The following is a 13,382-nucleotide window of genomic DNA, read 5'->3' as shown; positions in this document are numbered from 1 at the left end:
CCGCCGACCTCCACCGCCAAACCCTCACCGACCGAGAACGCATCCTCGGCCCCGACCACCCAGACACCCTCACCAGCCGCAACAACCTCGCCCGTGCGGAGGCAGCGGTCGCACGGGCGGGACGCGGATGGTGGTCGAGGCTGCGTCGACGCGGCCGACCGTAGATAGCGCCTGCACCGTGGTCCGGCCCCTATACGGCGGTCCGCCCGGCGCGAGACGCGGAGCCCCGCCGAAACACAACAGAATCAGCCTCGCCCCTCATCCTCAACAGCACCGGACCGACAAGGCGTCGAAACCCACGTCAACGCTCTGTGCATAGCCGCCGTTAATCCGGCGCTGGTCGGCTTCCTACGCGATGCCCCCGTACTGGCAGCAGGGCATGAGATGATCTTTAGCCCGCGCCCTCACCGCTGATCACTCTCAGACCCTGCTGACCGGGGATCAGCAGGCTTGTCTGTCCATCCCAATCAGTTGCGGGGAGTTCAACGCGTAGACCAAGGTCCGCGTCCGCGACCCGTTCCACCAACTGTTTGTCGAGAGTGATGAAGGCGGTGCATCCCTCGTCCTGGGCCGTTACGAGATGGACGGCGTCGTGAGAGTCCAAGCGATGGCGCAGGGCCAGTCGACGCGCCTCTTCTGCGATTTCCTGGTGGACTTCTACTCGAATGATGTCTGAGCGCTGGAACCAACTGTCGATCAGGTCGCCAGCCGCTTCCAGAGTTGCTCCACGGGCGTGCCTGCTATAACGCTTGTCAGTCAGCTTGGCCTCACCGTGATGGAAGGTCTCGGTGTAGACGAGCTCAGACATGACCAATCGGCAGGCTCCCTGTTCGAAGTCCCGCAGCAGTTTCAAGCACGCATCGAACTTGTCCTCGTGATCGCCCCCAGCACGCGTAGTGCCCTTGACCACCTCAATGAAGATGCAGGAGTCGAGGTAAAGACGCGGCGCTGTTGACCGGCGCGGGCGGCTCACTCGCCGTCCTCATTAGCAGTCGCACCTCGCTGTCGGCGGACAAACTCTACAGAGGTGAGTCCGCTGGTCCAGTCAGGCGATGCGCCGGCCCAGTCCTCCACACTCGCTTGGCGACGGGGTCCCTGCACCACTCTGAGCTGGTCCACCCTGAGGTGAACAGGCTGGTTTCTGGCATTACGAGACAGATCCCCCCGGGCCACTACAACCTCCCCCACATGCCGCTTCACCTGCTCAATTACCTCTTCATCTGTCGTGTTGCACCGCAGCGCCAGCCGCCGCGCCTCGTTGTACAGCGAGAACTGTGGCGTTTTTGAGCGCAAGTTGACTTTGTCTAGCCGTCCGCGGAATGAGCTGCGCGCCCTGGCTTTCACGTGGAGTGCTTGCAGGGCATGGACGCGTACGGCGGGCGTCAACGAGGCAGCTTGGGACCAGGGAGCACGAGGATCTGTGCGTACCCGAAGCCCCGAAACCCCCCGTTTTCCTACCAAGCCGGTGAGATCAGCGACCCGTCTGATGGTCACTTCATCCTCGAATGCCGGAATCTCCGGCCGTTCTTCCAGCTCTCGGACCACAGTGAGCAGGCGTTGTCCGACTTCCCCGTCTTCTCTGTCCAAGGGCCTGACGGCTACGAGGGCGCTCCCCTCATTTAACCCGGTCAGGCTCCATTCCTCACCGCCCCCCATACCCTTGAGCAACCGATTGAGATTGCCCAACACTTCCTGCAACGCAGACAACGTGATGGCGCCGAGCTGCCCCTCAACCTTCACCTCGACATCCACAGTTCACCCCCGGTCGCAGAGTACACACTTGCCAGCCAGAGCAAAGCCAGTAACGCAATCCGGTTCCAGGCGCGACACCCCTTGTATACCTATCCGTGCCCTCTCTCGAACAGTCATCGCCCAGACTCGGGCGCTCGTCCCTCTCCGCGCGAGCGGAGGTGAGCCGCTGCCCGCCCGGCCACCTTCGACCTCGACCCCGTCCTCTCCGCGCGAGCGGAGTGTCAACGGACCTCCCTGCCCGGCCCCGCCGCCTTCCACGATGGCCAGGCGGCGCTGAACGACAGGAAATGCGTCTGGATGGTCACGGGTCGGTCATGGCCCTTGCGTGCTGCCGGCTGGTGTTCAACCGTTTGTGTCTCTGCTGCGGCAGCGCTGAGGTCGCGGCTCGTTGAGGGGAATGGGGCTTGGCGAGGAATCGGGTACGGCTGAGCGGTGGCTCCGCCTGGCAGACGGACTTTCGCCGCAGGACCACCGGGCGTGTGCTGCGCTCGTCCATGGAGATCGCCACGGTCCGCCGCACGCTCAATCACACCCTGACCGAGCTGAAGCGGGCCATCGACAGCCATTCCGTCGCGGAGGCGGCCGACCTGTATGCGCTGGCCTGGCAGCAGGCAGCAGGAGCCCTGCCCAGCGAGACCCGGCAGCAGCGGGCGCTGCTGCAGTCCTACAAGGAGATCCTCGGCTCTCGTCGCTGGCGAGAGATGGAGCGGCAGCAAGCCGCGGCCGCCCTGCCGAAAGCGTCGCGTCCTGAGCCTGCCCCGGTGCCTTCGCCGCGACCGGCTGCTGGCCAGTCGAAGAAGCAGAAGCCGGTCCGGTCCTCGGAACCACCGGCGCGGCCGGCCGCGCCGGTCTCTCGGACACGACGGCCGGAGACCCGGTCCGCTCCCCCGGCCGGGACGGCCCACCGTCCGTCCCGCTTTGAGCAGTCGGCACTGCTGGAGGCCGCGCGGCTGTATGAGATCGCGACCGGTCTGCGTCCGCTCCTGGAGGACACGGCACGCGCCGGCGCCACCACCAGCTGGGCGCTGATCCGCAAGTGGCTGCCCGGACTGCCCCGGCTTCACCGCGACGACGAATGCGTGATCCTGTGGCTGGTCGACGAAGACCGCCAGGACGGCGAACCGCTCCTGGCGGCACTCGTCACGGTCGGCAACCGGCAGATGCACCCACGCTTCCCCGCCGTCGCCGAACAGCTCGGACTGTCATGCGGTGCGAACACCGTTCAGCAGCAGACGACATGGAGTTACGAAGTCCTGAAGGTCCACCAGCACTGGCGTCACCGGCGACGGTAGCGCTGTCCTCCTCTGGCGCTTCACGACGCCGGCCACCCTCACCACCGGGCGCGGCCCTGCCTCGGGTGGCCGACTGCTTGGGCGTCGGCCACCCAACGGGCTATGCGGCCGGCTCGTAGGTCACGGTCTGCTCCGGGCAGTCGGCCGCCACCTCACGCAGGGCCGCCACCTCGGCTTCATCGGCCGCAAGGCTCCAGCGGAGCTTCGTTGCGACCCACTCAGCGACATACCGGCAGTGCACCCCGGCAGCCGGCGGCAGCCACTCGGCAGGGTCCTGGTCAGCCTTGGAGCGGTTCGAGCGGGCGGTGACCGCGACCAGGCTGGCGGGCGCGCCCTGGTCGTTGGCGTACGCCTCGCGGCGCTGCGCCGTCCACGCGGAAGCGCCGCTGTCCCAGCTTTCCGCGAGCGGCACCATGTGGTCGATGTCCAGGCCGGAGGCCGACGTCACCCACACCTGGTCGTAGTAGGACCACCAGCGCCCGCCCGTCAGACGGCAGCCGGGCCCGACCGCAGGGGGTTCGACGGCCTCGGAGAGCAGGACCTCCGCGCGGGTGTTGCAGCCGTCGGACGGGTTGGCGCCGGCATTCCAGTGGCGAAAGGCGTCCCGGGCGTAGCCGTCGCGGGACTCGGTGCCCACCGGCAGGCGGGTGACGGCCTCGGGCAGGGGGAGCGTCTCTGCCGCGTGGGCGGGCGCGGGGACGGTGAGGGGCAGGACGGCGAGGAAGGCGGCGGCCAGGCCGCGCAGCACAGCGTTGAGCATGAGCCGTTGATAGCGGCCCTCGACGGGGCGCGATCAGCTGTTTCCCCAGTGCGCCGCCCGTGTGGGTGCAATGGTCGTACCGGAACAGGCGCGGCACGGCCTTTCCGCAGCGCATCACGCTCGAGCGCGTCCGTTGGCCGGCGGCTGGGGAGGAGCGGGCTGCTCCGGCCTCGTCCGGCCACGCGATCATGCGGCGGGAGGTCAGCACGCATGTCCGGCCGTACCCGGTCGGGTGACGCTGCCCGGGCGGGAGAACTTCGGCGGGCGTCGGAGCGTCGTGCCGGGTATGAGAGCGATCAACGATGCGCATGTGGCGGAGCCGGGACTTGCGGTGGTGGAGGTCGCGGCCGCCGATGACGAGACGGCGTTCGCGGTCCAGGAGCTGCTCGCCACGCGGTGGGCGGTTGCACCGGCGGACCGCACGGCCCACGAACCGGGCGAGCAGGGTGTACGGCTGCGCTGCTTCCTGGACCTGCGGCAGCAGCCCGACACGTGATCTGCGAAGGCGTGTTCGCCTTCCTCGTGCCGGGTCGCAGCAGGCCGGACAACATCGGAGTCCTTGATGGAAGAGATCCGGCGTGACGTGGAAGGTGCCGGAGCCGATGCTGAGCAACCCGTACCCACACCGGATCTGCGGCCGGGCTGGGCCGGCGAGCCAAGTGGGACGGGTTCCGGGCGGCTGTCTCCGTCGACGCGGGGCGGGTGGTGCTGCGCTCAAGGCGCGGCACTGGCATGGGGTCGGCGCTTCCGGAGGTCGTGGCAACTCCCGCAGCGCGTCTGTGTGATATCCGTCGGCGGGCCTTTCCGGGGGCCTTCCCCGTGTGGTCTGCCGGCGATCCGGTTGGCGTCGGCTGGGAGCGTGGAGCTCTTCCTGGTGGTCTTCTGTGAAGGGCCGGTGCCATGGGCGGTGGTTGGGTACTGTCCTGTCCGTCTGCTGGGAGCACGTCAGCCGAGGGTCGCGCGCCAACCGCGCAAAGAACGCTGGGGAGATAGGTGCTGGGCGACGAGGAAGTCCTCGAGGCCGTACAGGGCTGCATCGAGAAACGAGGGGAATCCCTGGCAAAGCCACTGTCGGGTGCCTCCGCGATCACCTGGCATTCTCTCCTGAGAGGGCAGGTCGTGCGGAGTCTGGAGTCCCGCTCGGAAGAAAAGCGCTTCCACCCCGGGCCCCTCGATCTCTCCGACCGGCCGGTCTACGACACGATTAGCGACTACGAGGTTCCGCGGCCCCGAGACCCTGCCGAGCAGCGCACTTGGAAAATGGTGCGGCGGGGGTCGGTCGACGACCGCTCGTGCGGATGCGGTAACGGGGGGGTCCGTTGTCAGCGCTGCGAAGGCGAAGGCAGGATCCGCTGCGAGCCGCGCCAGTCCTGCGCAAGCTGCCGAGACAGCACCTGCTGCCTGTTGTGCGACGGGGCTGGCCGCTCCGCCCTGAAACCGGCCGAGACGCAGGCTGGAACGCTGGTGCACAGGGCCATAGAAGGTGCAGAAGACCGCACCCGGTGTTATGAGTGCGGTGAACCTGATGTCGCATGCGTAGCTTGTCGCGGTCGCGGCCGCGTTCTGTGCACCACTTGCCAGGGCGTCGGGTCCAGGCCGTGTCCCGACTGTGCCGGGGACGGCAAGGTGACACACGAGCACTGTGCCGGCACAGGCAGGACCGTCGAATGGACGGAAGGCATCATCACCCGAACCCCCAAGATCGACGAGGTCAAGCTGCCGGAGCCTGGGGTTCTCTACTGGGCGCGGAGACTGGCGGGTCAGCACGCCACCTGGACGCCGACGGCACTGGCCGACAACGACCCCTTACGCGCCCGCGTCCAGAAAGATTTCGGTTCGACCCTGAAGCCGCTCCTCCGCCCGCACCACCAGGAGATCGCGCGCCGGACAGAACTCAGATATGTGCGGTTCGCGAAGGTGGCGTTAGACGAGCACCCGCACCGGATCTACTACGTCTTTCCCACGCTCAACCGGCCGAAGGTCGTGATGCAGCCCTCGCCGAGACGCACCTGGCAGATCGCCGGGATCGTGATCGGTGTATTTCTGCTCCTGGTGCTCGTCAACCGGTTCGTCGTCTGACCGGCGGTCGCAGCGCAACGGGAGCAATGCTCAGGACCTGTGGATCGGTGCTCGGGGAGCGCTCGAAGGGCGTACCTTCCCGAGTGATCGATTGAAGGTCACCGAGTAGGCCGACGCAGCGAACGTCGGCCGGGAAGGCACGCCCGTGCTCAGCGTAGTCAATGCAGATGGCAGTACCCCGAACGGCTCCCTGATCGATGAGATCGTTCGTGAGGGCGCGCGGCGGATGCTGGCCGCCGCGCTGGAGGCCGAAGTCAACGCTATATAGCGGGGTTGGCCGATCAGCGGGGTGATGACGGGCGCCGTCTGGTGGTGCGCAACGGCTACCACCAGCCGCGGAAAGTCACCACTGCGGCGGGGAGCGTCGAGGTCAGGGCTCCGCGCGTGAACGACAAGCGCGTCGACGAGGCCACCGGGGAGCGTAAGCGTTTCTCCTCGGCGATCCTGCCGCCCTGGGCCAGGAAGTCCCCGAAGATCAGCGAGGTGCTGCCGCTGCTCTACCTGCACGGCCTGTCCTCGGGCGATTTCGTGCCTGCGCTCGAGCAGTTCCTCGGCTCCTCCGCCGGGCTCTCGCCCGCGACGGTCACGCGGCTGACCGGGCAGTGGCAGGCCGACCACAAAGCCTTCGGCGAGCGCGATCTGTCCGCCACGGACTATGTCTACGTGTGGGCCGACGGCATCCACCTGCGCATTCGCCTGAGCGAGGCCAAGTCCTGCGTCCTGGTTGTCATGGGTGTGCGGGCCGACGGCACCAAAGAGCTGATCGCGATGGCCGACGGCTACCGCGAGTCCGCCGAGTCCTGGGCGGACCTGCTGCGCGACTGCGCCCGGCGCGGCATGCGAGCCCCTGTCCTCGCGGTCGGCGACGGTGCGCTCGGTTCCTGGAAGGCCCTGGCGGAGGTGTTCCCCGCCACCCGCCACCAGCGGTGCTGGGTGCACAAAACCGCCAACGTGCTCAACGCCCTGCCGAAGTCGGCCCAGCCCAGCGCACGCAAGGCCCTCCAGGACATCACAGGCGCCGAGGACCGCGAGCACGCGGTCATGGCCGTCGCCGCGTTCGAGAAGGCATACGGCGCGAAGTGGCCCAAGGCCGTCAAGAAGATCACCGACGACGTCGACGAACTGCTCGCGTTCTACGACTTCCCGGCCGAGCACTGGGTTCACCTGCGCACGACCAATCCCATCGAATCGACCTTCGCGACGGTACGGCTCAGAACCAAGGTCACCAAGGGCGCTGGCAGCGCGGCCGCCGCACTCGCCATGGTCTTCAAGCTCGTCGAGTCCGCCCAGGCCCGCTGGCGCGCGGTCAACGCACCCCACCTCGTGGCGCTCGTGCGAGCCGGAGCTCGCTTCGAACGCGGCCACCTCGTCGAACGTCCCGAGGCAGTAGCAGCATGAGCCGGCCGACGACGGCATGCTGCATCACGCCGAGCTATGGGTGCCGGACCTTGACCGCGCGCTCGCCTCGCTCGGTTGGCTGCTGGAGGCGCTGGATTACGCCCTCTTCCAGAGCTGGGACGGCGGCCGCAGTTGGCGGCTCGGGCCGACCTACCTGGTCATCGAGCAGTCCCCGGCTCTCACCGCCGAACAGCACGACCGCTGCCGACCAGGACTGAACCACCTGGCCTTCCATGTCGAAGACGCCGCCATCTTGGAGAAGTTGGCTGCCAGGGCCGTTCAGCACGGCTGGCATCTGATGTTCCCCGAGCGGCATCCATACGCCGGCGGCAGACGGCACTATGCCGCCTACCTGGAAAACGACGACGGCTTCGAGGTCGAACTCGTCGCGATCAAGTCGTCCGAACGAAACTGAGCCCCCGGCGGCATGCCGCAGAAGGGAGGAGCGTCCGTGAGGGCGGCACATAGCCGACAGGTCCTGCTCGACCTCGTCCGGTGGAACGGCCGGATCAGCGACCTGATCGCAGCGGCCCGCAGGATTCCGGAGGGTGAGCCTCCCGCGGTGGTACTGGACCGCGGGAATGCCCAGGCCGCTCTGCGCAAGGTGCTCGCCGAGGAAGCGCTCCCCGGCGACCTCACCGCGTGGACCGAGCAGCTGCACATGCGCGAGGACATCGACATCGAGCCGGGACACGAGGACCTGCTGACCCAGTTCCTGTTCGAGATGTCGGCATCCGAACTCTTCGAGCCGATCACCCGCGAACTCTGCAGCCGGTGGCTCGACGAACTATGCGCAACCACATAGTCGCCCACCCACAAGTATTGACAATTACTCAGCTGCGGGCCCCGACCAACGGTCGGGGCCCGCAGCATCTTCCCCACTTCCTCTCCCCCTGGCCCTGTCCGTGCCGCTGTCCGGTGCCAAGGGGTGAGAACGCCGGCGTTCGTGCGCCCGAGACGCAAGCACCAGTCACCGGCCACAGTGCCGCCCGCACCACACAACCTCTACAGAAAGATGCCGCTGATGAGCACTCACCAGCCGACCGCGAGAACGAACCCCCACACCGCCGATACGCTGGACACGCCACCCTGGGCAGACGCCCCGCAGGAACGCTCTCCGGCGGAGAGCCGCAGCAGGACCGCCGACCGCGCGGCGCACACCCCCGCGGACGACACCACGCAGGTGTCCGCACCCCCTGCTCTCCCCGCCCAGAGAAGCCCCACCATGAACCGGGATGTCGATCCCGTACTGTCCGCCCAGCCCTCCCCCGGCCACCAGGCCGCCGTACCCGTGCGCCCGGACTGGCGTCGCCGTTTCGTCCAGCGTCTGCGCCTCCTCGCCGCCCGCACGCGGGTCATCTCGTGGAAGCTGGTGAAGCTGTCGGGCGAGGAGTTCGTCAAGGGCTTCGCCAACAAGGCCGGTGCCGTCACCGCGCTCGTCCTGGGCGTGCTCGTTGTCGCTCACATGCTGGGTGTGGACCCGGCCGATGCCGTACGACGCATCCTCGGCATGTGACCGCCGTGGTGCCCGGAACCCCGGCGATCCGCGGCTCCGGGCACGACGGCAACGTCCGACGTGTCACGCTGCAGCTATTCGATCGGCTTCCGAGACACCGGACCGAGGACCTCTTCGCGCGGCAAGGCGCGGTTCTAGCGGTGGAGAGTCTCGCTCAGAAGGAGGGTTCGTCGCTGGGGTGATGCAGAACCACCGAGCCTGCCGGGCCGGAGGCACCGCAGTCGGCGGGGCACCCAGCCCGAGCCGATCTGCGCTGACACGGCGGGGGCATCGCTGGCACTGCAGGAGGCCCGTCTGCCCTGCCGCTGCCGCCGTCCGCTCGTCAGGCGGCGCTGAACTTGTGGGCGGCGCCGCCGCGCCACTCCACCCACTCCGGGTCGTCGAGAATGACCTCCGGGTCGGCGATGCCGGCACCTTCGAGGAACACGACCAGGTCGTGATCGCTGTAGGCGGTGCCGAGGATCTCGTCCCGGCCGCGGCTGTGCACGGTGACCCTCCGGCCGCCCGTCCCGGAGGGCCGGTTCACGACGACCGGCGCCTCGCTCACGCCGCCTGGCGTCCCCCGGGCGTGTTCGAGAGGCGAGTCGGCGTGACGCAGTGACGCAGGTGCCATGGGTCGTGCTAGCACTCGCGTCGTATCGACGGCTGAGCCATCGGCGAGCACGGGACGAAACGTTGTGGTGAGGTCGATTCGCATCCAAGAACGCAAAGAATTGATAACTAAAGCGTCGCCGATCCGATCAAATGTGTACCGGAAAGCGAAAGAGTCGACCCATCTTCTGGGTCGACTCTTTCGTGTGCCGTTTCGCGCGCCAACGCGTCGGGCTCGTAATCCCTGTTCAATCGGTTGGAGCCAAGGAAGCAGGGCACCGTCGTACTGGCCGGCGGTGGTATCACAAGCATGCAGACCGGCCGGCGAGTTTTCCATCAGCCGCGAGACGAACCGAATCAATACGGCTGGAGACGCTCACCATCAAGGCAGGTAGCCTGCGATCTGCCTGGTCAGGGCTTGATTGAAACTGTCCCAACCGGGATGCGGGATTTTTTGTGGTGGGACAGCTCTGAAGCATCCGCCATTCGTGTGCGCGGCGTGGCAATCGGGTGGCAAGATGCTGTGCGGCTTCTCGGTAGCGCCAACTGCCTTGAGGCGTTGTTCGGTTGGAGCGAAGTTTATGCGGTCCGCTGTTGTGGGGCCGCACTGTGAGCAGGGCCTGTATGCAGTGGCTCTTGTTGGAAGGGGAGATGACGCGGTGGGGCGGCCAGAGAAGCCGATTCCGGATCCGGTGAGTCCGCTGGGCATACTTGCGGTTTCCTTGCGTAATGGGCGCCGTGATGTCGGGTTGTCCTACGCTGCGCTGTCGGAGCGGACGCGGTCCATCAGCCCGGGGACCTTGCAGCGTGCGGCCTCGGGGGTGGTCCTGCCCCGGCTGGAGGTGGCGCAGGCTTTCGCGTTTGCGTGCAGCATGGATGTCGCTGAGGTGACCCGGCTGTGGCATGCCGCCTATCAGGGGAGTCTGGGTGGACGTGGTGCCGGCCGGGCTGGGAAGCCGGAGCCGCGCCCTGACCGTGTCAACGACCTGTCCAGCCTGTGTGCTGCGCTGGAGAAGTTGCGGCGTGCCAACGGGGCGCCGTCGTTCCGGATGATGGAGCGCAGGGCGCGGGATGCGGGCAAGGAGCTGTCGCGGAGCACCGCCTGCCGTATCTCGCGTGGCGCGGCGCCCGCGTCCACCGACAGCCTGGAGGCCTTCCTGGTCGCCTGCCAGGTGCCGCCGCGGGAGCGGACGGTGTGGTTCGAGGCCTGGCTCAGGGTGCAGCGGCAGGCTGTCCGGGCCCGCGAGGAACGGGATGGATCTGAGGATCTGAAGCAGATCGAGGCGGTGGTCGCCGACACGCGCCGTGGCCAGGTGTCGCAGGAGGCTGCCGTCAGGATGCTGCGGAAGGCCGGCTTCGATGCCATGGAGCGCTACCGACGTTTCGACGCGCCGTGGACGGTCGAGTGCCTGCAATGCGCCGCCACGTTGCGTATCCGGCTGTCCGATGTCGTTCTGACGCGGGCCTCCTGCCCGGACTGCCCCAAGCTCACCGAACACGTGCGTGAAGCCTGGGCGGAACTGCTGACGAATCCATCCGGCCGGCTCAGCCGCCAGGTCGTGCGCGCGCTGCGGGCCGTGACGGTGCTGCCGGCCCGCCTGCAGCGCGACCATCTCGACGTGCCCGTGTTCGTGGCCGACCGCACCACCCTGCGCATCCTGCAGTCCAGTGCGTGGCATGACGCGCTGAAAGATGTCCTGCGCCGTCATATCCGGCGGCGGCCGTTCTATCTGGACGTCCTGCTGGTCCATGACTTCGACACCATGTCCGCCCCCCGGATGGGGCACCGGCACCGTCGGCTCGCCAAGGACGCGGGCCTCGTGGACAGTCCTCTGGAATCAGCTCCTCCCGTGCAGGGACAGGACCGCGAGAACAGCGGCGCGATTAATGAGGCGGCGTCCGGGCGAGAGGCGGCCACGGCGCCGGGTTCCACCCGTACCGCCGCAACTACGCCGAACTCCTGGAAGCCGACCAGCAACAGCGGCGCCTGAACCAACTGCCGGGATCCCCGGGCGAAACCGTTCAGCACAGTAGCCTCCGCGCCTCGAGCGCACTGGCGCCCTGCCCACGGCGCCGTCAGGAGATCACAGCACACCCCTCGGCACAGCCACGTCAGAACCCTTCCAGCACGCCAAGGACCAACCCGATGAACGACTGCTCAGCATCCCAGATGGCGGAGAACGCCTCATCCTCATGCACACGCCTGATACTCGGCAGCGACGCCTCCCCAGGCACCTTCCCCAGCACCTGGACATGGGCGGCCGCCATCAGCCTCGCCGCCCTGCTCACCAGCACCTACTTCTCCGTCTACCAGATCCGCAAAAGCAAGCGCGCCAAGCAGACGAAGCGCTTCCAGCCGGACTACGACCTGCTCGACGAGACCGTCGTCCTCCTCGACAAACTCGCCGGCACCACAGCGCACAAGACGGATCTGACCCGGCTCGGTGAACTCCTGAGCAGGATCAAACAGGCCGAACGCCGCTTCCCCGACCTCCCACTCGGCACCGTCGTCGCCCACATCGACGCCTACAGAAAGACCCCCCTGCCAGACGACTTCCAACGCAAACTCGCCACCAAGAAAATCCCCCTCGACGACCTGCTGAACCTGTCCCGCCAACAGGGAGCCGCAATCGCCAACGCCCTCACAGCGATCTCAGCCGTCCAGAACGAAATCGACCGCCGCACCCACTGACACCACACAACCAGACCGGCCTCCTACGAGGCCGGCACGTCCGTCACGGACTGCTCCGGCTTGCGATGCTCGGTCGCCCCGAAGAGCGACCGCCCGCGGCCTCCGAGGAGTCGAACGCAGGCTCCCCGAGACTATTGCGCCCCATCGGTCGGCCCCACGTACAGCCGACAGCGCTGAAAACTCCCCACGTCGCGGGGAGCACACCCAAATGACGCATCGGCTCGCCGAACCGGACGGAACACCCCCGCATCGGCGGGAAGGACGGGCGGGCGGTGACCGTGAACTGCACGGTGATCGGAACACCCCCGCGTCGGCGGGGAGGACCCGAGTCGGGTGGTGAGTTCCGCGGCGGTCTTCGGAACACCCCCGCGTAGGCGGGGAGGACGGCCCGCTCCTGCATCTTCCGCTCCTGCTCGGCGGAACACCCCCGCGTCGGCGGGGAGGACGCCATCGGCGGCCCGCTCGTCCCGGCTCCGGCCGGAACACCCCCGCGCCGGCGGGGAGGACCAGGCCTGGGCGCGCTCGCGGCGGCGCTCACGCGGAACACCCCCGCGTCGGCGGTGGCGTTGACGGTCTGATCTGGCCCCACTTTTCCGGCCTCAGGTGGCTCCATGTCGTCGTGGCTGGGGGTCTGCCTTCCGGCTTGCCGCGGCCCCGGCTTCCGGTCTCGCGTGGCCCCAGCCGACGATGGGTCGGCGACCTCCTTCACCGCTCGTCACAAGTCACACCAGGTCAGGTCATGACTGACCGTGGTGGTACTCCTCGGAAGGCATCGAGTCCCATTCGGAGTTCGCGCCGTCGCGCGTCACCATGAACAACGGGTGCGATCGCAGGACCTGTCCGACTCGTTGCCCGCGTATGACGACCCCGGGATCATCCGGTCCTGCATAGCCCTCGGGCGTGTAGCGAAAGTGACCATCGACTGCCTCGGCATGCGCGACTTCGTCGCTCTCCAGTTCCGACAGGTCACAGCGGGATTCCATCGTGCCCGACCTGGGGACCGTGGACGGCGTCGGCTGCGATGCAGAACAGGCCCGCGGCTTGGCTCACGTAGGCCGTGACGGCAGGCAGTGAAGGGGCCACCCCGCGGCGATGGACCTCGATCTTCCACGTGGGCGAGAAGATCGCGTGGACGCGCGGGCAATCGCTGACCTTCGTCTGGCCGAAAACCTGAAACGCCTCGACCACCTCGTCGACGGTCATACCGAACCGGAGCGGTCCGACGCCGACCGCTGGCGCATAGGACCACTCATCCCGATCGGCGACTCCGGAATCGGCTTCGGCCTTGAACGTCATCATCGC

General features: G+C 67.7%; 14 protein-coding genes and 1 pseudogene. 10 read left to right on the top strand and 5 right to left on the bottom strand.

Annotation, left to right across the window (positions count from 1 at the left end; translation table 11 throughout):
* Positions 1-164, top strand: a 164-nt coding sequence (locus IE172_RS35385) for a tetratricopeptide repeat protein (protein WP_368858555.1), incomplete at its 5' end; no start/stop codon positions are given.
* Positions 165-391: 227 nt separating this feature from the next.
* On the opposite strand, the gene IE172_RS30740 is transcribed toward IE172_RS35385, so the two are convergent.
* Both IE172_RS30740 and IE172_RS30735 read right to left on the bottom strand, forming a co-directional pair.
* Positions 392-973 carry a type II toxin-antitoxin system VapC family toxin gene (locus IE172_RS30740; protein ID WP_190100600.1) on the bottom strand — a complete coding sequence of 194 codons (582 nt, stop codon included), beginning with the start codon at positions 971-973 and terminating at the stop codon, positions 392-394.
* Positions 970-1,752 (bottom strand): hypothetical protein, encoded by a 783-nt coding sequence (locus IE172_RS30735; protein ID WP_190100599.1) that lies wholly within the window; start codon positions 1,750-1,752, stop codon positions 970-972. Before IE172_RS30735 ends, IE172_RS30740 begins: the two co-directional genes overlap by 4 nt.
* A gap of 404 nt (positions 1,753-2,156) precedes the next feature.
* On the opposite strand from IE172_RS30735, the gene IE172_RS30730 reads away from it, so the two are divergent.
* Complete coding sequence (locus tag IE172_RS30730) at positions 2,157-3,044, top strand: hypothetical protein (protein WP_190100598.1); 888 nt, start codon at positions 2,157-2,159, stop codon at positions 3,042-3,044.
* 100 nt (positions 3,045-3,144) lie between these two features.
* Here the strand turns inward: IE172_RS30730 and IE172_RS30725 are convergent, their stop codons facing one another.
* A complete protein-coding gene (locus IE172_RS30725; protein ID WP_190100597.1) occupies positions 3,145-3,804 on the bottom strand; it encodes an HNH endonuclease family protein in 660 nt (219 codons plus the stop codon).
* Between the two features lie 286 nt (positions 3,805-4,090).
* Here IE172_RS30725 and IE172_RS30720 point away from each other — a divergent pair, with 286 nt between their 5' ends.
* From IE172_RS30720 to IE172_RS30695, 6 genes and pseudogenes are all read left to right on the top strand, one after another.
* The gene (locus IE172_RS30720) at positions 4,091-4,300 is read left to right on the top strand and encodes a DUF6207 family protein (protein WP_190100596.1); all 210 of its coding nucleotides are present in this window, start codon (positions 4,091-4,093) and stop codon (positions 4,298-4,300) included.
* Between the two features lie 1,130 nt (positions 4,301-5,430).
* A complete protein-coding gene (locus IE172_RS30715; RefSeq protein WP_190100595.1) occupies positions 5,431-5,883 on the top strand; it encodes a hypothetical protein in 453 nt (150 codons plus the stop codon).
* Positions 5,884-6,028: 145 nt separating this feature from the next.
* A pseudogene (locus tag IE172_RS30710) lies at positions 6,029-7,281 on the top strand (IS256 family transposase).
* Between the two features lie 16 nt (positions 7,282-7,297).
* Positions 7,298-7,696, top strand: a complete 399-nt coding sequence (locus IE172_RS30705) for a VOC family protein (protein ID WP_190100594.1) — start codon at positions 7,298-7,300, stop codon at positions 7,694-7,696.
* Between the two features lie 36 nt (positions 7,697-7,732).
* Positions 7,733-8,086 carry a hypothetical protein gene (locus tag IE172_RS30700; RefSeq protein WP_229886614.1) on the top strand — a complete coding sequence of 118 codons (354 nt, stop codon included), beginning with the start codon at positions 7,733-7,735 and terminating at the stop codon, positions 8,084-8,086.
* A gap of 420 nt (positions 8,087-8,506) precedes the next feature.
* A complete protein-coding gene (locus IE172_RS30695) occupies positions 8,507-8,797 on the top strand; it encodes a hypothetical protein (protein ID WP_190100592.1) in 291 nt (96 codons plus the stop codon).
* A gap of 322 nt (positions 8,798-9,119) precedes the next feature.
* Here IE172_RS30695 and IE172_RS30690 read toward each other — a convergent pair whose 3' ends face one another.
* Complete coding sequence (locus tag IE172_RS30690) at positions 9,120-9,344, bottom strand: hypothetical protein (RefSeq protein WP_190100591.1); 225 nt, start codon at positions 9,342-9,344, stop codon at positions 9,120-9,122.
* Positions 9,345-10,047: 703 nt separating this feature from the next.
* Between IE172_RS30690 and IE172_RS30685 the strand changes: the two genes are divergently transcribed.
* Positions 10,048-11,379, top strand: a complete 1,332-nt coding sequence (locus IE172_RS30685) for a hypothetical protein (RefSeq protein ID WP_190100590.1) — start codon at positions 10,048-10,050, stop codon at positions 11,377-11,379.
* Between the two features lie 155 nt (positions 11,380-11,534).
* A complete protein-coding gene (locus tag IE172_RS30680) occupies positions 11,535-12,080 on the top strand; it encodes a hypothetical protein (RefSeq protein ID WP_190100589.1) in 546 nt (181 codons plus the stop codon).
* Positions 12,081-13,046: 966 nt separating this feature from the next.
* On the opposite strand, the gene IE172_RS30675 is transcribed toward IE172_RS30680, so the two are convergent.
* Positions 13,047-13,379: a hypothetical protein gene (locus IE172_RS30675; RefSeq protein WP_190100588.1), complete on the bottom strand. Its 333-nt coding sequence runs from the start codon at positions 13,377-13,379 to the stop codon at positions 13,047-13,049.
* Positions 13,380-13,382 lie beyond the last annotated feature (3 nt).

The sequence above is a fragment of the Streptomyces griseoflavus genome, from assembly GCF_014649995.1.
Lineage (GTDB): Bacteria > Actinomycetota > Actinomycetes > Streptomycetales > Streptomycetaceae > Streptomyces > Streptomyces griseoflavus.
Note: the sequence above shows the minus strand (reverse complement) of the source record. Positions and strands in the feature narration are given on the sequence as shown.